The sequence below is a fragment of the Pseudoalteromonas sp. SCSIO 43088 genome (assembly GCF_023650795.1).
Classification (GTDB): Bacteria; Pseudomonadota; Gammaproteobacteria; order Enterobacterales; family Alteromonadaceae; genus Pseudoalteromonas; species Pseudoalteromonas shioyasakiensis.
In genome coordinates this window covers 17,111-36,537 of sequence record NZ_CP072676.1, presented here as the reverse complement: position 1 = coordinate 36,537, position 19,427 = coordinate 17,111, and the positions used below count along the sequence as shown (strand labels likewise).

Annotated in this window: 17 protein-coding genes; 7 read left to right on the top strand and 10 right to left on the bottom strand. The window is 39.8% G+C overall.

Annotated features, from left to right (window positions below; genetic code table 11):
* Positions 1–70: 70 nt before the first annotated feature.
* Positions 71–373, bottom strand: coding sequence for a hypothetical protein (locus J8Z28_RS18010; RefSeq protein WP_250660905.1), 303 nt, complete (start codon positions 371–373; stop codon positions 71–73).
* Between J8Z28_RS18010 and J8Z28_RS18005 the strand changes: the two genes are divergently transcribed.
* Positions 258–1,640 (top strand): Na+/H+ antiporter NhaC family protein, encoded by a 1,383-nt coding sequence (locus J8Z28_RS18005; RefSeq protein WP_250660665.1) that lies wholly within the window; start codon positions 258–260, stop codon positions 1,638–1,640. The genes J8Z28_RS18010 and J8Z28_RS18005 overlap by 116 nt on opposite strands.
* Positions 1,641–1,689: 49 nt before the next feature.
* On the opposite strand, the gene J8Z28_RS18000 is transcribed toward J8Z28_RS18005, so the two are convergent.
* Complete coding sequence (locus J8Z28_RS18000; RefSeq protein ID WP_250660664.1) at positions 1,690–4,575, bottom strand: insulinase family protein; 2,886 nt, start codon at positions 4,573–4,575, stop codon at positions 1,690–1,692.
* A 166-nt stretch (positions 4,576–4,741) separates the two neighbouring features.
* Between J8Z28_RS18000 and J8Z28_RS17995 the strand changes: the two genes are divergently transcribed.
* Positions 4,742–5,155: an MAPEG family protein gene (locus tag J8Z28_RS17995; protein ID WP_250660663.1), complete on the top strand. Its 414-nt coding sequence runs from the start codon at positions 4,742–4,744 to the stop codon at positions 5,153–5,155.
* 123 nt (positions 5,156–5,278) lie between these two features.
* Here the strand turns inward: J8Z28_RS17995 and J8Z28_RS17990 are convergent, their stop codons facing one another.
* On the bottom strand, positions 5,279–5,986 hold the full coding sequence (locus J8Z28_RS17990) for a peptidylprolyl isomerase (RefSeq protein WP_350338401.1): 708 nt from the start codon (positions 5,984–5,986) through the stop codon (positions 5,279–5,281).
* Between J8Z28_RS17990 and J8Z28_RS21935 the strand changes: the two genes are divergently transcribed.
* From J8Z28_RS21935 to ushA, 3 genes are all read left to right on the top strand, one after another.
* Positions 5,964–6,032: a hypothetical protein gene (locus J8Z28_RS21935; RefSeq protein WP_350338400.1), complete on the top strand. Its 69-nt coding sequence runs from the start codon at positions 5,964–5,966 to the stop codon at positions 6,030–6,032. The two genes, J8Z28_RS17990 and J8Z28_RS21935, sit on opposite strands and share 23 nt — an antisense overlap.
* Positions 6,033–6,263: 231 nt before the next feature.
* Complete coding sequence (locus J8Z28_RS17985; RefSeq protein WP_054563072.1) at positions 6,264–6,461, top strand: hypothetical protein; 198 nt, start codon at positions 6,264–6,266, stop codon at positions 6,459–6,461.
* A gap of 75 nt (positions 6,462–6,536) precedes the next feature.
* Positions 6,537–8,144: a bifunctional UDP-sugar hydrolase/5'-nucleotidase UshA gene (gene ushA / locus J8Z28_RS17980; RefSeq protein ID WP_250660662.1), complete on the top strand. Its 1,608-nt coding sequence runs from the start codon at positions 6,537–6,539 to the stop codon at positions 8,142–8,144.
* Between the two features lie 57 nt (positions 8,145–8,201).
* Here the strand turns inward: ushA and J8Z28_RS17975 are convergent, their stop codons facing one another.
* Together J8Z28_RS17975 and J8Z28_RS17970 are read right to left on the bottom strand one after the other, a co-directional pair.
* Entirely contained in the window at positions 8,202–9,149 is a 948-nt protein-coding gene (locus J8Z28_RS17975) for a hypothetical protein (RefSeq protein ID WP_250660661.1), read from the bottom strand.
* Complete coding sequence (locus tag J8Z28_RS17970) at positions 9,136–10,038, bottom strand: type 2 periplasmic-binding domain-containing protein (protein ID WP_054563069.1); 903 nt, start codon at positions 10,036–10,038, stop codon at positions 9,136–9,138. Before J8Z28_RS17970 ends, J8Z28_RS17975 begins: the two co-directional genes overlap by 14 nt.
* Positions 10,039–10,257: 219 nt before the next feature.
* Between J8Z28_RS17970 and J8Z28_RS17965 the strand changes: the two genes are divergently transcribed.
* Together J8Z28_RS17965 and J8Z28_RS17960 are read left to right on the top strand one after the other, a co-directional pair.
* Positions 10,258–11,121 carry a S1/P1 nuclease gene (locus J8Z28_RS17965; protein ID WP_130167514.1) on the top strand — a complete coding sequence of 288 codons (864 nt, stop codon included), beginning with the start codon at positions 10,258–10,260 and terminating at the stop codon, positions 11,119–11,121.
* Between the two features lie 34 nt (positions 11,122–11,155).
* The gene (locus tag J8Z28_RS17960; RefSeq protein ID WP_250660660.1) at positions 11,156–14,272 is read left to right on the top strand and encodes a TonB-dependent receptor; all 3,117 of its coding nucleotides are present in this window, start codon (positions 11,156–11,158) and stop codon (positions 14,270–14,272) included.
* Between the two features lie 213 nt (positions 14,273–14,485).
* On the opposite strand, the gene J8Z28_RS17955 is transcribed toward J8Z28_RS17960, so the two are convergent.
* From J8Z28_RS17955 to J8Z28_RS17935, 5 genes are all read right to left on the bottom strand, one after another.
* Complete coding sequence (locus J8Z28_RS17955) at positions 14,486–15,496, bottom strand: ABC transporter ATP-binding protein (protein WP_054563066.1); 1,011 nt, start codon at positions 15,494–15,496, stop codon at positions 14,486–14,488.
* An 11-nt stretch (positions 15,497–15,507) separates the two neighbouring features.
* Positions 15,508–17,007, bottom strand: a complete 1,500-nt coding sequence (locus J8Z28_RS17950; protein ID WP_054552193.1) for an ABC transporter permease — start codon at positions 17,005–17,007, stop codon at positions 15,508–15,510.
* Entirely contained in the window at positions 17,007–18,047 is a 1,041-nt protein-coding gene (locus J8Z28_RS17945) for an extracellular solute-binding protein (protein WP_054563064.1), read from the bottom strand. The genes J8Z28_RS17950 and J8Z28_RS17945 overlap by 1 nt, the downstream gene beginning before the upstream one ends.
* Entirely contained in the window at positions 18,047–18,859 is an 813-nt protein-coding gene (locus tag J8Z28_RS17940; RefSeq protein ID WP_062565497.1) for a hypothetical protein, read from the bottom strand. The genes J8Z28_RS17945 and J8Z28_RS17940 overlap by 1 nt, the downstream gene beginning before the upstream one ends.
* 94 nt (positions 18,860–18,953) lie before the next feature.
* Positions 18,954–19,409, bottom strand: coding sequence for a MarR family winged helix-turn-helix transcriptional regulator (locus J8Z28_RS17935; protein WP_175081443.1), 456 nt, complete (start codon positions 19,407–19,409; stop codon positions 18,954–18,956).
* Between the last annotated feature and the right edge of the window lie 18 nt (positions 19,410–19,427).

The following is a 19,427-nucleotide window of genomic DNA, read 5'->3' as shown; positions in this document are numbered from 1 at the left end:
ACGTTATTGATGAGTGTAAAGTAATTATCACTCCAATAAAAATTGTTATTGACTAAATTAATATTCAGGATTATTTTTCATGCGATGTTTTGGGCAAAACAAAAGCAGTATACCCTCTATACTGTCTGGCGCCAGCCAACGCAGGCACTTTCCCTAATGGGTCCATAAAAGTGTGTTCGCGTAAAGCAGTTATTTGAGTCGATAGACTTTTGATTTCTGTAAGCAATCTCGCAATGCTTAACTGTGTGAAAAATATAATGCAAGAACCTTCTGCGTTAAGTTTACTGCCGCCAGTATTGGTGGTGGTTTTGGCCGTATTTTTACGCCGCCCTATTTTATCTTTACTAATTGGATCTTTGTTTGGTTTAGCCATGCTAGGCCCAACCGCTGTGTTAGCCAATTTTGCTGAAATTTCATTAAAAGTAATGCAAGACGAAACCATTGCCTGGCTAATTTTAGTCTGTGGTGGATTTGGTGCATTAATCGCTTTATTAGTAAGAACCGGGGGGGCAAGTGCCTTCGCCGAATTAGCGTTAAAGTTTGCCAAAGGCCAGCGCTCATCGTTAGTGATGACCTTTGTGCTAGGTGTGATTATTTTTATTGATGATTACTTAAATGCGTTAACCGTCGGTGAAACCATGAAACGTATCACCGATAAGTTTAAAATTAGCCGTGAAATGCTCGCTTATGTTGTTGACTCAACGGCTGCGCCTATCTGTGTGCTTGTACCACTCTCTACATGGGCCGTATTTTTTGGCGGATTGTTAGTTGATAATAATGTTGCACCAGAAGGCCAAGGTATTGCCGTCTACATTCAAGCAATCCCTTATATGTTATACGCTTGGTTTGCAGTCATTGTGGTATCACTGGTTAGCTTAAATATGATCCCTGCTTTTGGTCCGATGAAAAAAGCACAACTACGTGCCATGAATAATCAAATCGAGATCTCGAATAGCCAATACACAGATATTCAAACAGCAGATGAATACGCAGTGAAAGCAGCGGAAGAAAACTTTGAAACAGCAGCATCAAACGGCAAACTCTATAACTTTTTAGTGCCGATAGTTTTACTTGTTGCGTTTACTGTTTACTTTGACATTGACGTATTTAAAGGGTTGCTTGCAACCTTTGCCGTTGTTTTACCTTTTTACATGTTACAAAAGTTAATGACATTGTCAGAACTCGTTGAGCGTATGCTCGATGGTTTTAAAAGCATGATCCCCGCTATTGGGACTGTAGTTGCAGCATTTATATTTAAAGATGTGTGTGACCAATTAATGCTTCCGCAATATGTCATTAATACATTAAGCCCTTATATGACAGCGCAGTACTTACCTGCCGTGGTGTTTTTAGCAATGGCAGTCCTTGCTTTTGCAACGGGTTCAAGCTGGGGGATTTTCGCAGTAACTATTCCTATAGTAATGCCACTGGCTTACGCAATTGATGCCAATATTCCTTTAGTGATTGGTGCTTTGTTGTCGGCGTCATCATTTGGTAGTCAAGCCTGCTTTTATTCTGACTCCACGGTACTTGCTGCACAAGGCTCAGGATGTGATTTAGTCAGCCATGCTATCACGCAACTGCCATATACCTTACTTGCTGCAACGGCTGCATTTATAGGATTTTTGCTTATCGCATAAATTAAAAAGCCCAAGCAATTGCTTGGGCTTTTGTTTATCAACTATTAGGTTACTTTTGGAATTTAATGCCTTTGTAATAACTCTCTAAGTTTTCAACTTTTGTTTGGTCTTTCAGATCAGCAAATGGCTTATCTGCAAACTTACTACCACGCATTTGAATATTTAAACGTGCAGCTTCACTATTGAGCATCGTTTTCTTATAGTAATCTTTCAGATCAGCCAATGTCACTTTTTCGACTTCAGCGATAAGCTTTTCTTTAGAATCAAACTTAAAGTTCTCACGATACCAATCAGAAATAAGCGGTGACATTTCATCACTTAAATTCTTAGGTTGCTCTTTTAAAGACACAAACGTTGCATTTTTAAGTTGTGCAAATGTTTCTTCTGTCATGTTATCAAGCTCAACAGCGTATTGCTTTTTGAACTCATCAAAACGCGCTTGCATTTCTTTAGGGCCTTTAACCGGTGTTTGAATATATAGACCTAATGCAGAGTAGTCTTCGATAGGACGCGCTAATGCACCAACCGCATAAGCTAATTGCTCTTCAGTGCGTAACTTATCAAACGCTACGGTTCTAAAGTGACTTTGTAAAATTTGTGCCTGTGCTTTTTGCTTATAACCTGGGGTTGGGTGAACAACCATATCAATAATTGCTACATCCGCTACATCAATATCTTTTTGCAGTACAATACGTTCACCAGGCTGAGGTAACCAGGCTTTGCTTCTGGCAAACTCAGTTGCTTTATGACCTTTAGGTAAAATTGCAGTTAGCTTACTCGCAATAGATTCAACATCGTTTTGGTTATAGTTACCAAAAGTGAATACGCGTAGATCATTGGCAGCAAGTGTAGATTGTTTAATGGCAGCAAAATCTGCAAGGGTTAGTGTATCTGCCGCTGCAATCAAGGTTTCGGTGTCAAATTTACCACTACGAGTAAGCTTAGAGTACTCACCAAATGCTTGATAGAACGGGAACTGTTTTTGCTGATTTAGTAAATCACGCTTAAAACGATCGATTGCTTGGGCAAAACCTTCTTCAGACACATCTAACGTTAGGTTTTCGAGCGCCTGAGCTAAAAGTACATCTTGTTTATCAGTGAAACCACTTAGCGATAACACAAGGCCGTTACTAGGCTGTAGTCCTAAACTCATACCTGCAACAGCTGCTTCTGTGCTAAGTTTGCTTTGTTGTAAGTTATAAAGATCAGCCCAAATTGAGTAAAGAACTTGTGATTTAACATTCACAAGGGCATCCGGCGTATTAATGTAAACTTCAACAAGACCTTTTGGCTGCTCAGCAAACTGCTGACTTGCTTGACGCCAAACTTTTACACCCTGCTTATCAAATACTAGTTCAGGATGCGCTTGTTGTTTAAACTCAGCTGTTTTAATTGCAAAGCTTTCAGGTAATAAGCGGTTAACTGTTGGCAATGCTAAAGCGTATTCGCTCGGTTTGCTCCAACTTGCAACTTCTGCTTCACTGATGTCTTCTATACGATATTTACCATCGTAAAAATGTAGCTGTGAATCTGTTTCTTCTTGTTGAGAGATATACCAAATACGTAAAGTATCTTCGTTTAATTGCGACAGCACATTTTGCACCGCGTCTGCATCAAACTTAGCATAATAATAAGGTGCATTAATTGCGTTGTTCACAGGGAACTTTTGCATGCTATCAGTTAAGTTACTTACATAACCAAACTCATCACCTTTCTCGAGGAATTGAAATTCATTGTTTAACGATGTACGGATTTCATTAAAGTATTTGCTATCAACACCCTGCTCTTTAATAAGCGCAATGTACTGCATAACCATAGCCACAATTTCTTCTCGGTTTTGCATGCCAGCATCAGTCAATTCAATATTAACCGTTAAGCTGCCGTAGTTACCATATTGTGTTGGAGCATCAGAAGCAGATAAACGTGACACCCAGCCTTTATCACGCAAGATTTGCGCAGGACTACCTTGCATTTCGTTACTTAAGAGGTATGAAACAAAACGATTTGGTTTAACCGCAAACTGTGAACTGTTATCAGCAATTGTGAACTCTAACTGTAGTTGTTTTACATCTTCATTTGGTGAGTAGTAAACACGCTTTCCGCCAGCAACAGAAAAGTCTAACTTATCAGTCACCGTTGGTTTTTCGATTTTTTTATTTTCAATATCAGCAAAATACTGTTTAGCTTTTGCTTCCATTTCAGCAAGTGGACGATTTGAGATCATCGCCACTTTCATAATGTTCGATGAATAATATTTGTTATAGAAAGCAACGGTTTCTTTATGCAGATTGCTGCCTTCTTTGTCCCCTAAAGTTTCTAGGTTACCAATTAAGAAACGGTTTGCAGGGTGTGATCCCATCATTTGACGTGCCAGTTTAAATTGGCCAAAAAAGTCCATTTCACGACGCATTGACCACTCTGCGTTTACCGCATTTTTTTCTTTGTCTGTGTATTCAGGGTAAAGCTTTGGTGATTTAAAAAAGTCTGCAAAGCGGTCAAGTGCTTCGTCGTAGGCATCATTGTTCACTTTGAACATGTAGTTTGTGATATCTAACCAGGTGTAAGCGTTATGTGCGCCACCATTTTTGGTCATGAAATCACTGTAACCTTTAGTGTCTGGGTAGCGGTCTGTACCAAGGAACAGCATATGCTCTAGGTAGTGCGCCATGCCTTGTTGCGACATAGGATCGTGCAATAAACCAACGCCTACACTCAAAGCAGCAGCTGATTTATCAGCACTAGGATCTGAAATTAAAATTACATCAATTTCGTTATCTAGTTGTAATGTTTTGTACTCACGGGTGTCGTTTGGGCTGATAACTAACGAGTCAGGAATAAGGTTAGTATTAGCTGCAGGAGGCGTTGTGGTAGAAGTAGAAGAACAACCAGCTAACACTGCAAAAGCGATTGCACTGAGTCCAATTATTTTTTTCATTATTTTGTATCCATTAGAAATTGAATAAATTTTTATTTATCATGTGTTTTCGAGCGCCGCAATTCAATGCTTTTTAGCTAAGTTACAGCAAAACTTTGTAACACATTGTGAAAATGCAATACTTACGGTTAAGATTAATAGCAATAACTATAACAAAGGATGAGCTATGGAAAAGTGGCTAATTGTAGCAATGTTCACTCAGGTCTTTCTGACTTTTACAGTCATGTACATTATGGGTAAGCGTCGTTTTCGTGCGGCAAAACAAAAAACCATCGAGATGAAAGACTTCTTAACAATGGAGCTTGAAAAGGCTGGGGATAATGTTCGCGTAGCAGATCGGAACTTTATCAATCAATTCGAAATGCCTGTGCTGTTTTTTATTGCGTGTTTAACAGCTCTGCAAGTCAATGCTGTAGGTACTGTATTTGTTGCCCTTGCTTGGGTTTATGTTGCATTAAGAATTATTCATAGCGTAATACACTTAACTTCAAACACCTTGAAGGCGCGCTATTATAGTTTTGTTGTCAGTTGCTTTATAATGCTAGTAATGTGGGTGCTTATTTTAGTTAGAATCTTCTAATAATCATCAATACAAAGAAATAAGGCGCTTTTTAGCGCCTTATATATACCCAAGCCACCTCAAGATGCAGAATTCAGCGTTTCTCAGGAGCTTAATATCAAGGCGTTACTTTGTTGGTTGGAATTATTTACGACGACTAAAGCCTGCAAGAGCTAATAAAGATAGCATCCACGCAAGACTCCCGCCTGAGCTACCACCGCCATTGTCTGAAGAGTTATCTTCATCAATTAGCGTGTTCTCTTTTGGTGATAAAGAAGCAGACGAATTCGGATCATCATCAATCACAGTCACACTGTTAATGTAAAATAAGTTTTCACCACTGAAACCTGATGTTGTATCTGGGCACTGCTCTTCATTAAGATTTACTACTGGGATTTCTCCACAGTGAACTAAAGAGGTGATTTGTTCTAAAACATCCATACTCTGTACAGTTACTTCACCAAAAACAGTAAAGCCACCATTTTGTAAGTCGAGGTTAGCGCTGTTATCTTTTAAATTGAAAAACCACTGACTTGTCGCACTATTAGCATTACCACCAAGCTTGGCCATTGCAATGGTACCTTTAACATTCGACAGCTCTGGCTCATTGGTAATAGCGTCAGCAGTTTCTATCGCCTCAAAATCAGTATCAAATTTAAAACCACCACCTTGCAAAACAAAGTTATCAACTGAGCGATGGATAACCGTACCGTCGTAGCTGCCATCTGCAACATAGTTTAAAAAGTTTTCAACGGTAACAGGTGTATGTTGATCATAAAGGTGAACAGTAATACTGCCCAGATCTGTCTGCATTTCAACAATAGTAGCATTGGCTGTAAAACAGCTAGCCAATAAAGCAGTTGCAAGTAGATGTTTTTTCATTGTTTATCTTTCCTGATAATTTTTATTATAAAACTGCAAGAAGCTTAAACAAAATAGACAGACGCTTAAATAGCAAACAAAACAGTTACACAAAACGCGCCAAAGCAATTACATCTCAGTTACATTAATTTACACCATGTATTCATTATAGTTATAAAAAATTTAAAGAATAAATCAAAATCGTCTTATCAAATAGGCTCAGTTTGTTAGTATCTGCACGACAACAATGAACACACAGGAATGAACCATGGCGAATGAAGAGAACGCAATATGCGATTTTGGCCTACACCAAGGTGAGCCTTACAGTAAGTTACCCGCTAGTTTTTTAAATTGGATGGTCGGCAATAATCATCAAAAGTCTCATTACGCAGAACAAGAACTACAACGCAGACAACTTGCCGCAACAGGACAACTAAATACAGAAAATAGCGACAAAAGTTTATAAAAGACATTTAATTTAAACTTAAGTCGTTTAAACTAAGCGCATAATTAACCTACTGCTCTATTCAGGCAAGCAATTATGCGCTTTTTTTTACTAACATCGCTACTGGTTACCCTAACCGCATGTAGCTCCTCTTCTAATAATACTGATTCAGCCCAATATTTAACTCTGCTTCATACTAATGATAACCATGGTCGTTTTTGGCATAACGAACAAGGTGAATATGGCATGGCTGCTCGTAAGACTTTAATTGATCAACTAAAAGCCGAAGCCAAAGCACAAGGTCATGCTGTTTTACTGCTTTCTGGTGGCGATATCAATACGGGTATTCCAGAGTCTGACTTACAACACGCGGAACCAGATTTTAAAGGTATGTCGTTAATTGGTTATGATGCCATGGCAATTGGTAACCATGAGTTTGATAATCCACTGGCAGTACTTGATCAACAACAAAAATGGTCAAACTTCCCTTTTTTATCAGCCAATATCATCGATAAAACAACTGGTGAAGCTCGTTACCAAGGCTATAAAATCTTTGAAAAGAATGGGCTTAAAATTGCTGTAATCGGCTTAACTACCACAGATACCGCTAAAATCGGTAACCCGCAATATATCGGTGGCCTAGAATTTAAAGACCCTACAGACGTTACTGCAAAGTTAGCTCCAGAAATTGATAAACAGTACAACCCAGATATTACCATCGCTGTTACTCACATGGGTCACTATGTTGATGCTAACTTTGGTATTAATGCACCCGGTGATGTGACTATGGCGCGCAACTTACCAAAAGGGATGCTTGATATTATTGTTGGCGGTCATTCACAAGAGCCTGTGTGTATGAAAGAAGCCAATGTTGCTGACAAAAGCTTTATGCCAGGTAAAGAGTGTAAGCCTGACCAACAAAATGGTACTTGGATCATGCAAGCCCATGAGTGGGGTAAATATGTTGGTAAAGCTGAATTCAAATTAGAAAACGATGAATTAACTTTGCTCAATTACTCACTTATTCCGGTAAATCTTTATATCGATGATGAAAATGGTAATAAAAAGCTAGCGGCTGAGTACATTGAACCAAACAAAAACTTACAAGACATCCTTGCGGTTTATCAGCAAAAAGGCGCAGCACAAATTGCTGGTAAAATAGGTAACGTGGATGCAAAACTTGAAGGTGACCGCAATAAAGTACGCTATGAGCAAGTAAACTTAGCACGCGTTATTATTGCTGCACAAATGCAGTCAGTGGGTGCTGATTTTGGTTTGATAAGCGGTGGCGGTATTCGCGATAGCATTCAAGCAGGCGATGTAAGTTATAAAGATATTTTAAAAGTTCATCCTTTTAAAAACCGTATCACCTATATTGATATGACAGGCCAAGAGCTATTTGACTACTTACAAGTTGTTACTTCTTTCCCTCCTGATTCAGGTGCCTACTTACAATATTATAAGCTAAGCTTTAAACGCGATAACGACACTTTATCTGATGTTAAAATTGCTGGTAAACCACTTGATATGGCTAAAACTTATCGTATGAGCATTAACAGCTATAATGCCTCTGGTGGTGATGGTTACCCTACTCTTACCAGTAAAAAAGGCTTTGTGAGTACAGATGATACAGATGCACAGGCATTAAAACGCTTCTTTGAGCAAAATAGTCCTGTTAAAGCGGCTGATTACGCCCCTAAATAAAGACTACTTAAATAGAAAAAGGGAAGTCAGTGACTTCCCTTTTACTTTTAAACTAGATTACTTCCCAATGACTTCAATATCGGCAATCTCAATCGCTTTCAATCCGTAATGATGTAATCGAGAACGGGAGCCTTCACCATGGGCCTTAGGTGGATAATAGGTTTCTTTTATCTCAGGCTGCTCTTGCCAAACTTCATCAAGTGCAGCCCGAATTTCACTTAATGTTTTTTCTAAACTATTGGTAAAGTTTGGGCGCTTACGTATTGTATGACCAAGCTCTACTAACCGGTAAAAATACTTGTTTGCTAAAGTCAGTAATTCTTCTGGTACATCTTTATTTTGATTAAGCACTACATCCGGATGTTCAATACAAAACTCAACCAATGCAAGGTAAAAGCACAGCGGTTTATTAGCAAGCGCCACTGTTTTATCAACAGCACAGCTAGCAGCCAAGGTTTTATTTTGAAGATCGACTATCAATTTAGGCTTTTCTTCTGCCTGAATTGCAACTTCTGGTTCGTGTTTAGCAATTTGGATTTTAGTGCGTTCACTTATAAATAATAAATAAGTAAATGCAGCTGCAAATAAACACACCAAAATCAACACAGCGATATCATCTTTAGCAAATAAAGACGATGCCACAACAAAGCTAACAGTTAATGATTTTTGTGGTGCATGCAATTGCTTAGTGATTAAATCTGCACGAGCAGGATAATCAGAGATCCCCTCAATGGAGTAAACCATCACGCCTGAGTCAGCTAATTGTGCATTAAGACGCGCGATATAATTGAGTACCATATCTTTACTACCTGAATGCTTTAAAAAATCATCAGGTAAATTTAAATGGTTTAAATCAAGGGCAATGCGGTTTTCAACTTTTGCTAGAGTCAGGGCATCATTAGTTGTTGTCTTATAAGCTTTTGCTGTAATAAAGCTGGCAAATAAAACCAAGCAACAGCTTATAAATACTCCGCCATAAGCAAGTTTTACTCTAATTGGCAGCATTGCTATCCCCTACTTTCATTGTTTGCTGAGTCGACTCACATTCCCAAAAAGACTCAACATGATTAAAGTAATGAGAATTTTGATTGTGTGCCAATTGGGTTAACTGCGCTTGAACTGCACATAAAAGGTCGGTGTTTTCATCCTGCATTTTTAAATACCAACGACTACCACTTATATTGTCGCGTATAGGCGTAATGTAGTTTTTAGAAAAACGTTGCTGGTCGCTGTCTTGCCAATAAGAAGAAATTAAATCGACCTTACCACTTGCAAGCAGCTCTCTTAATTCAGTATGGGAACTTGCGTAAGTGATATTAAGGTTTTCTAGGTTGATATCTAATTTTTTAAATAATTGTTTAGGGAGAATGTGTCCAGAACGGCTCGTTGGGTAATCAAGCAAACCAATACGTTTATCTAAAAAGTAGCTTTTTTCAATGCGTGGCTTTTCTTTACTAGAAATTAAATAAGCAGTGTAGTCAGGAAAGCCAACAACTGCTTGGTAGTTATAGGTTGACTCGGCCATAAAGGCATTAATCAAGTTTTCTTTAGCCAGGATCAAATCTGCTATCCCTTTACCTAAAAACTCAATTGTGTCAGATGTTTTATAACCCCAATAAGAGGTGACCTTGCCGTATTGTTTACTAATGATGTCATCAGCGCACAAAGTTTTAGCGACATCCTCAGCCAATACTTTGCCCGATGAATACACCACCAACTCGTTAAGGTTAACCTCTGATTTAGTATCACATTGAAAAGACGTTTCAATAAATGCATCGATATCAGAAACAGCCGGTTTGCCCTGCAAAATTCCGATATAAAAAAACAAAATAACTGCTAGAAACAAAAATGTAACAATCGACGATTTTTTTATTAGTATTGTTCTTAAATTCAATTTTAATAGCCAACAACGCTCCGTTGTCTCTATTTGAACAATTATTCTTACTTATTACAACAAGTAATTTTACCTGAATATTTTAAGTTATTGATAAATAACATATATGAACAAGAAATTATGAATCTTATTGAGTCCTTTCTATTTGCTTTTAAATTCAGGAAAATATGCATCAAGAAATCGTGCTTCAGGGCACATTCATTTTTGGACACTGAGTCAATGTTACAAAAAACAATAAAAATGTTGCTGTTATCGACACCAGTTATTTCTGCGGTGTTAAGTAACCCAGCTAATGCATGGGGTCAGAATGGTCACCGAATTATTGGTGAAATTGCATCTAAGCATATTACAGACACCACCAAGCAAGCATTAGTTCCTTTACTTGATGGTGATTCTTTACCACAGGTAGCAACGTGGGCTGATGAAATGCGTTCTGCTCCAGAAAAATTCTGGCAAAAGAAATCTTCGCGCTGGCATTACATTAACTTTAAAGAAGGCGATGCTAAACCTCATTACGACTCACATGCCCACCATAACAAAGAAACCGTGTCAGATATCCTCGAAGGCATGGAATATTCAATCTCAGTATTACAAAACCAAAAAGCTTCTCTAGGTGAAAAACAGTTCGCACTGCGTTTCTTAGTTCACCTCGTTGGTGATAGCCATCAACCTTTTCATGCCGGTCGCGGTGAAGATCGTGGCGGCAACAATATTTCTGTCACATTCTTCGGTCAAGATACCAATTTACATAGCTTGTGGGACACAAAACTCATTGAAAATGAAAATTTGTCCTATACTGAGTTTGCGCAATTTATAAATACAACAAATCAAGCGTTAATAACGGACTATCTTGCCAGTTCACCTAGCGATTGGTTAATCGAATCAAATAATATTGCAAACTCTCTGTATAAAGAAAATGAAACAAACGTAAGTTATAGTTATATCTATAAAAACTTACCGATTGTTAAAACTCGCCTACAACAAGGCGGGATAAGATTGGCAGGTTTATTAAATAATCTATTTGATAAATCAGCAAAACCGTTAGTAAAGGCACTTAAGATGCCAACTGACAGCAAACTATAAATGAAACATAACCTCTAACACGGGAAATAACATAATGAAAATCCAACTCCGCAAAACAGCTCTATCACTTGCTATTGCAGCATGTGTTGGTGTGAGTGGTGCAGCGTTAGCAAATGAAACAACATCTGCTATCAAGGGTCAAATCAAAGGTCCTAGCGGCAACCCTGCTGCAGGCACTAAGATTACTATCGTTCACTTACCTTCAGGTTCAACTAAAGAAACTGAAACGAACGATGCGGGTTACTTCACAGCAAAAGGCCTACGTGTAGGTGGTCCTTACCGCGTTGTTGTAGATTCTGACGTATTCGCAGATCAAACATTCAACAACATCAACCTACAAGTTGGTGCTGACTACCCAGTTAATGTTACGTTAGAGAGACAATCTGATGTAGAACAAATCGTAGTTACTGGTCGTCCTATCAGCCGTATGTCTGGTGGTACAGGCCCTGCTGCAACGTTCACACTTGAAGATTTAGAAAACCAACCAGCTATCAACCGTGACTTAAAAGATATCATCCGTATCGACCCACGTGTAACAATCGATGATAGCCGCGGTTCAATCAACTGTGGTGGTGGTAACCCACGTTTTAACAGCTTAACGCTTGACGGCGTTCGTATGAACGATAACTTCGGTTTAAGCTCAAATGGTTACCCAACTATCGGTGCTCCTTTCTCTTTCGATTCAATCGAGCAAGTTGCAGTTGAGCTAGCACCTTTTGATGTACAATATGGTGGTTTCACATCATGTAACATCAACGCTGTTACTAAATCAGGTGGTAACGAAGTACACGGCGGTGTTTTCTTCGATTACACAAATGATTCAATGAAAGGCGATAAAATTGAAGGTGAAGACTACGACAACGGTGATTACACTGAAAAACGTTACGGCTTCAACGTAGGTTTACCACTAATCAAAGATAATCTTTTCTTATTCACATCTTATGAGAAAGTTGAAGGTGTTAAACAGTACGAATACGGCGGTTTAAATACAGGTAGTGTTTCAGCTGCAGACGTTGCTCGTGTACAACAAATCGCACAAGACGTTTACGGTTATGACGCAGGTGGCATGCCATCAAGCGCACCAGTTGAAGATGAAAAAATCTTAGTTAAACTTGACTGGAACATCAATGACGATCACCGTGCAAACTTAATCTACAACTACAATGACGCTTTCACGCTATCTCAATCAGATGCTTATAGCGATACAGTAGCTTTAGACAACCACTTCTATAAGCAAGGTGCTGAGTTTACATCAATCATCGGTTCATTATACTCAGATTGGTCAGACAGCTTCTCTACTGAAGTTCGTATTGGTAAATCAGAGCTAGATGCAACGGTACAATCTTTAGATGCAGCCAGCAGCTTTGGTGAAATGCAAATCGATACTGCTGACGGCGGTACTATCTTCATTGGTCCTGATGACTCTCGTCAATCAAACGACCTAGACTACGAAACAACGACTGTAAAACTTGCAGGTACTTATTACCTTGATCAACACACGATTACTGGTGGTTATGAGTATGAAAAGCTAGACGTATTTAACCAATTCGTTCAGCACACTCAAGGTGAGTGGCGTTTTGATTCTGTAGATGATTTTGAAGCAGGCCAAGCTGCACGTATTTATTATAACAATGCTGCTGGTACAAACGATCCAACAGATGCTGCTGCAAGTTTCTCATACGCTCAACATACATTATACGTTCAAGATGAGTACAGCTTCACAGATTTAGATGCTACATTAACGTTTGGTCTACGTTACGACAAATACACAAGTGACGACACACCTAACTACAATGAAAACTTCACTAACCGATACGGTTTCAGCAACCAAGGTACATTCGACGGCATCGATTTAATTCAACCACGTGTTGGCTTTGAATGGTACGCAACTGATGCATTAGAAGTACGTGCAGGTGTTGGCCTATTCTCAGGTGGTAACCCGAACGTATGGTTATCTAACTCATACTCAAACGACGGTATTACAAACATTGGTACTTTCCGTGCTGGTGTAGATTTATTTAATACTCCAACAGTAAACGGTGGTACTCCAGGTTACGAAGTACCTCAAGAAATGTATGATGAAGTTGCTAATACAACAATTGGTGCAGGTGACTCGTCTGTAAATGCTGTTGACCCAGATTTCGAAATGCCATCAGAGTGGAAATACTCAGTAGGTGCAACATACACAACTGAAGATGAGTACGTATTCTCTCTAGATTACTTATTCACTAAACGTAAAGATGCTGCAATCTTACAGGACATCGCGTTACAAGATTCTGGTAACACTACATTTGATGGTCGTCCAATTCTTGAATCTATCGAAGGCCGTAGCGGTGACTTATTACTTACAAACGTAAGTGGTGACAGTGGTGAGTCTCACATCATTTCTGCTGCAATGAGCAAGCGTTTTGATAACGGTATTAGCGTACAACTAGCATATGCTTACACTGACTCAACAGACGTTAACCCTATGACTAGCTCGGTAGCTAGCTCAAACTACGGTAACATGGCGACTTACGATCCTACTAATCCAGGTGCACACACATCTGATTACGAGATCCCGCACCGCTTTACTATGACATTAGGCTACACAACTGAATTGTTTGATGGTTACAACACTCGTTTCAACCTATTCAGCGAAACATTCAAAGGTCTTCCTTACAGCTATACATATAACGGTAGCGACAGTGTTTGGGGTGATAGCAACTCAAACCGCAGCCGTCAGCTAATGTATATCCCAGAAGTGAATGACCCTAACGTTGTTTATGACATGACACCAGAAGAAGTAACTGAGTTCAATGAGTGGATTTCTGCTCAAGGCCTTGAACGTGGTGAAATCGTTGGTCGTAACAGCCAAAATGCTGATTGGTTCACTAAAGTTAACTTCAAGATGACTCAAGAGTTACCTGGTTTCATGCCTGGTCACAAAGGTGAAGTATTCTTCGTTATCGATAACTTAACAAATATGTTAAATGATGACTGGGGCGTACTTAAGAAAGGTAACTTCGTTGGTAACCGTATGATCAAAACATCAATCGATGACCAAGGTCGTTACGTATACTCTGACTTCAGCCCTAACAATGGTAAAACTGCAACTCAAAGCGGTGCATCAGTTTGGGAAATGCGTGTAGGTGTACGTTACACATTCTAATAACGAGTTAACCTTGTTATAAAACAAAAGCCCGCCCCTACTGGCGGGCTTTTTACGTTTTGGAGAAGTTAACGAGTTGCTAGTTACGAGAGTAAAGCTACTAGGGGAAAGTTAGCAAGTTGCTAGGTAGCAGATTTTATTTGCGTCTGATGGCTGACAGCTGAAAGCTTTCTAAAAAATGCAGGCCAATGAGACCTGCAAAGATATTTTTATTTAAGCTGCGTAAACCGCAAGTGGATGTGTTGTATTAATAGATACATGCACTGCATCACCTGGGCGTACCATCACTTCATGGCTAACACGGCTTGTCACTACAGTATCACACGCTAATTTTACAGCGCATAAACGGCTGCCACCTTCATAACGAACCCAAGTCACTTTACCGTTGCTAGTAGCTGCATTTTGAATAAGGTGAATATCATCAGGGCGAAGTAATACATCAACTTTTGCAGTATCATGATCAACCCTAATCGCTGGTGCATTACCTAAATCAGTTGTGGCAATATCACCTTCACAATTACCGGCAATGAAACTTGCTTCACCTAAGAAGCGCGCTACAAAGCGATTGCTTGGTAAGCTAAAACAGCGTTCAGGAGTATCGATTTGCTGAATAATGCCTTCTTTAAGTACGCCAACACGGTCACCGACAGATAAGGCTTCTTCTTGGTCATGAGTTACCCAAATAGCAGGTACTCCCGCATCTTTTAATGCATTACGAATATCCCAACGAAGGGTGTCTTTTAAAGCTGCATCTAAGTTTGATAACGGCTCGTCAAGCAATACAAAGTCTGGTTCGTGAGCTAATGTACGGGCAAGTGCTACACGCTGCTTTTGACCACCCGATAAAGTAGCGGGCTTTTTATCACGAAATGCTTCAAGACCCAGTAACTTAATCCAATGATCAGCTTTTGAGGTATCGGTTAATCTAAAGCAAATATTTTGCTGCACTGTTAAATGCGGGAATAACGCAAAGTCTTGAAATACCATACCCACTTTACGTTTTTCTGGTGGAACTTTTAACTTTGGGGTAGCTCGCCATGAGCCTAAATTAATTTCGCCTTCACTGATAGGTATAAGCCCAGCTAACGCTTGTAAAATTGTACTTTTACCACAGCCAGTTGGACCAACTAGCATGAGGATCTCACTTTCCCCTAGTGATAAGTTAAGTTCACTTACCACACGATTGCTACCATAATCGATAGACAGCTTACTAACTGATAGCATTAAACTGATCCTTAATGTTCTAATTGACTGCGCTTTTCGCCTGAGAGCATTATAGCTAAGCCACATGCTGATATCACTACTAACAAGAGCCCAGGAATGGCTGCGCGACCGAAATAACCTGCTTCATAAACTCGCCATAAATAGGTTGATAGTGTTTCAAAGCCTGTTGGGCCAAGTAACAAGGTCGCTTCAAGCTCTCTCATTGATTCTAAAAATACCAAGGCTGCACCAGCAATGATACCGCGTAGTGTTAAAGGCAAGGTAATACGCATAAATGCTTCACGAGGGCTGGCACCTAATACACGTGCCGATTTGATTAAACTCGAGTCTAAGTGTTCTGTACTTGTACGCACAGAGCCAACTGCCAGCGGTAAAAAGCGTAGCACGTAGGCAATAACTAATAATGCCAGAGTTTGGTATAAAAGCGGTAATTGCAGGCCACCATAAACAAGTGCAGTACCCATCACTATACCCGGGATACCAAATCCGAAATAAGTAACCCGTTCCATAATGCGCCCTACTTTACCACTTAAGGCAGCATGAGCTACAGGCACAGCAACCACAACAGCGACAATAGCAGCAATGCCAGATGCATATGCTGAGTTCCACGCAATGCTGAAATCAAAATCAGCAACACCATCGCGGGCAAGCCAAAGGGTAAAAATAGCTAACGGTAAACAAATTGCAAGTAATAAAACCGGTAGAAAAGTCACTAACATTGCTAACTTTTGCCCGTTAGATGGAAATAACATTAGCGGTCTACCGTGGCGCTCAGAAGCAGTTTTAATTTGTGATTCGATGAACAGTAAAAAGCCTACAATCACCATTAATTGTAGCGATAACATCGCTGCTCGGCTTAGACCAAAGGCGTTATATTCAACATAGATCACGCGAGTAAAGGTATCTAAGCGCATCATTGCCGGTGTACCAAAATCGGACAGAGTATAAAGTGCAACCAGTAATGAACCCGCCGCAATACCGTTTATTACACGCGGTAATATGACTTTAAACACACTCATTGGCATCGACATACCTAAAGTGCGAGCCGCGTTTACCATGCTGGCATCTAGACTAAGTAAAGACGAACGCGTTGTTAGCATTACAAATGGAAACGTGTACAGCGTCATTACAATGGCAGCACCCGTTAAGCCATACATAGGCGGAGTTTCAAAGCCTAACAGCTGATTAATTTCACCACCGGGGCCAAAAGCTGCATATAAAGTAAACGCACCAATATAGCTTGGAATAGCAAGTGGAGCTGCAAACAAAACAAGCCAAAGCTTTTTAAAAGGAAGTTGAACATAGGCACTAATAAACGCCAGAGGCACGCCAATTAAAATAGAGCCTAAAACAGTTAACACCATAAGTGATAAAGTGTTACCTAGAATTTTTAAATTGTGACTATCAAAAACAGCCGTCGCATCACTTGCTAAAGTGATCAGAATATAAACTGGCACTAACGCCAAAAGCGCTGCAAGCAGCGCCATGGGATAAGAAGCAGGTATGCGCATTATAAAACACCGCTACTGCGCATAAGGTCGAGGGTTGGCCTTAAATCTGCCAATTGAGTTAAATCGATTTTCGGCGGTGACACATCCGTTAAGGCTGGTAATCCAGCTGGCTGATCAATACCTTGGATCAATGGAATTTCGTAGGCTTCACGTGCTAAGTAGCTTTGTACTTCTGAACTTAGTAAGTAGCGCATAAAGTTCATTGCGTTCGGGTTATCTGTCAGCGATAACACACCTGATGCATTAACTAAACAACCGGCATCTTGATTGGTAAAAGCAAGATCAAGGTTTGCATCTGGTTTACCTGATTTAAGACGTAACGTGTAATAATGGTTTGCAAAACCAATATCCACTTCACCACGTTCAACGGCCATCACTACGCCAAGCTCTCCGGCATAGGTTTTCGAACGTTTTTGAACTTTCTTAAGCCATTTAGCCGTTTTATCTTCACCTTCAAGAATACGCATTGCCGTGACAAATGATTGGAATGATGCATAAGCCGGTGCCCAACCAATTGATAAATCGCTATCAGCAATTGCCATAATACTATCTGGGATCTGATCTTTTGATAAACGCTTAGTATTATAAGGCAATGTACGAATACGACCTGTTACAGGTGCCCAGCCCGGATAGCGGAACTGCGGTTGTAATTGCGCTTCTAAGTCACTTGGTAGCGGTTTAGCTAAACCTGCGTCTGTTACTAAGCCAATCGCGCCTGAGTCAACGGCCCAAAATAAATCAGCACGTTTAACACCCGCTTTCGCTTCAGCCACAATCATGTTGGCAAGTGCAGCAGTTGGGCCTCGACGAATAGATAAATTAAGTTTTGGGTTTTTCTTTTGGATTGATTGCAGTACGTTTTCGTACAAACCACCTTCACCACGGCCTAAATATAAGGTTAAGTCACCCTCTAGGGCCGGTAAGTCTTTCACTGAAATTGGGCTTGCAGCAGAGGCTGCAAAGGCACGAGAAAGAGGTAGTGGCATTGCGCCCACTACCCCAAACGCAGCCAGGCCTTGAATAAAGGTCCTACGCTTCACTAAAATACATCCTTACGTGCTTTTTCGGCTTCTTCTAGTAACACCTTAGCGCGATCTAGTTTTTCTTGCATATCAACAACCACTGCACGTACTTGGTCAACAGACCCTTTGTCAGAAATAGCTTTAGGCAGGGTTACGTTAAAATCTTTTTCGAGAACTTCTACTAACTTCGCATCTTTTTCGATAAGTGTACCTTCAACACCTTCGAATAAGTGAAGGTAAGTATCATGTACAATTTGCGTTGCTTCATCGCTTAAACGTTCTGCGTATTTTGCAACAACACGGTCTAATTTATGTTTGATCTCATCGATAGTAGCGCTTTGCGTCATTGTTTCAGAAGCAGTTGCTTTTACAGCTTTTAATAAGCCTTTTTGCTGGAAGTCGGCAGCAAGTTTAACAGCTCCAAGACCCTGCCACAAGGCAGCATTTAAGGCCTTTTGGTGCTCACGTACTTCGCTTGCTGGTTTTTTGTCATCAATGGCCATTTTGATACCATAAATGCCTTGCCAGATTGATGCATAAACCGGTACATAATTCGTTTCAATCGCACTGTGAAACTTTACTGATTCCCAGTATTCAATTAAATCATCGCTTTTAACTGCTTTTGCGCCTTTTGTTTCATAATCGGTAACCATGGTGTCAACTTTACCGATCATCCACTCAACGTCTTCTGAGTAATCTTTTAAATTTTCTTTTAGATGATTAACGTGCTCACCAATTGGGCCATTTGCCAATACAGGTTGGGCAATAAAAGTAGATGCTAATACTAGGCTAAGACCTAGTGTTTTAACGGTGTTTAACGCTAATTTCATAGGGGGACATCCAAGTTTCTAATTGTAAATGATAGCCATTATCATATACGTATCGATTGTCTAAATCAATTGCTATAAAGCCTTGATTACAGAATTACACATTTTTATTTAAGTGATTGGAAAGCTTACTAAGAGTGTTCATAAATTGTTTAAGTTCTTGGCTATCTAAGTCACTCACTAAACCGGCTTGCCACTCGTTTGCTAATGGCACAATTTGTTCATGCAAACGGTTCCCCTCAACGGATAGTGATAATAAATTTGCGCGTTTATCCTTAGGGTTTTCTTTGGCTATTATAAGGTTTCTGGTCAATAGCGACTTTACTGCACGAGACACCGTTGATTTATCCATTTGTGCCATATCACATAATTCTTTGGCAGTACGCTCGCCATATTGGGCCAAATTCGCAATTATACGCCATTGTGGCACGGTTAAATCGAACTGCTGTTGATATAGCTCACTAAACTGCTCACTCATTTGCATTGCAATATTGGTTAATGAATAAGGTAAGAACTGTTTTAAATCGAGCGTTGTTTGATTATCTGTCGTCATGGCTGCACTACTGTCAAA

Coding starts and splice junctions, on each gene's coding strand:
- J8Z28_RS18000 (WP_250660664.1), bottom strand. CDS start 4,575: ATGAAAAAAATAATTGGACTCAGTGCAATCGCTTTTGCAGTGTTAGCT.
- J8Z28_RS18005 (WP_250660665.1), top strand. CDS start 258: ATGCAAGAACCTTCTGCGTTAAGTTTACTGCCGCCAGTATTGGTGGTG.
- J8Z28_RS17965 (WP_130167514.1), top strand. CDS start 10,258: ATGTTACAAAAAACAATAAAAATGTTGCTGTTATCGACACCAGTTATT.
- J8Z28_RS17950 (WP_054552193.1), bottom strand. CDS start 17,007: ATGCGCATACCTGCTTCTTATCCCATGGCGCTGCTTGCAGCGCTTTTG.
- ushA (WP_250660662.1), top strand. CDS start 6,537: ATGCGCTTTTTTTTACTAACATCGCTACTGGTTACCCTAACCGCATGT.
- J8Z28_RS17940 (WP_062565497.1), bottom strand. CDS start 18,859: ATGAAATTAGCGTTAAACACCGTTAAAACACTAGGTCTTAGCCTAGTA.
- J8Z28_RS17955 (WP_054563066.1), bottom strand. CDS start 15,496: ATGCTATCAGTTAGTAAGCTGTCTATCGATTATGGTAGCAATCGTGTG.
- J8Z28_RS17985 (WP_054563072.1), top strand. CDS start 6,264: ATGGCGAATGAAGAGAACGCAATATGCGATTTTGGCCTACACCAAGGT.
- J8Z28_RS18010 (WP_250660905.1), bottom strand. CDS start 373: ATGGCTAAACCAAACAAAGATCCAATTAGTAAAGATAAAATAGGGCGG.
- J8Z28_RS17960 (WP_250660660.1), top strand. CDS start 11,156: ATGAAAATCCAACTCCGCAAAACAGCTCTATCACTTGCTATTGCAGCA.
- J8Z28_RS17995 (WP_250660663.1), top strand. CDS start 4,742: ATGGAAAAGTGGCTAATTGTAGCAATGTTCACTCAGGTCTTTCTGACT.
- J8Z28_RS17975 (WP_250660661.1), bottom strand. CDS start 9,149: ATGCTGCCAATTAGAGTAAAACTTGCTTATGGCGGAGTATTTATAAGC.
- J8Z28_RS17935 (WP_175081443.1), bottom strand. CDS start 19,409: ATGACGACAGATAATCAAACAACGCTCGATTTAAAACAGTTCTTACCT.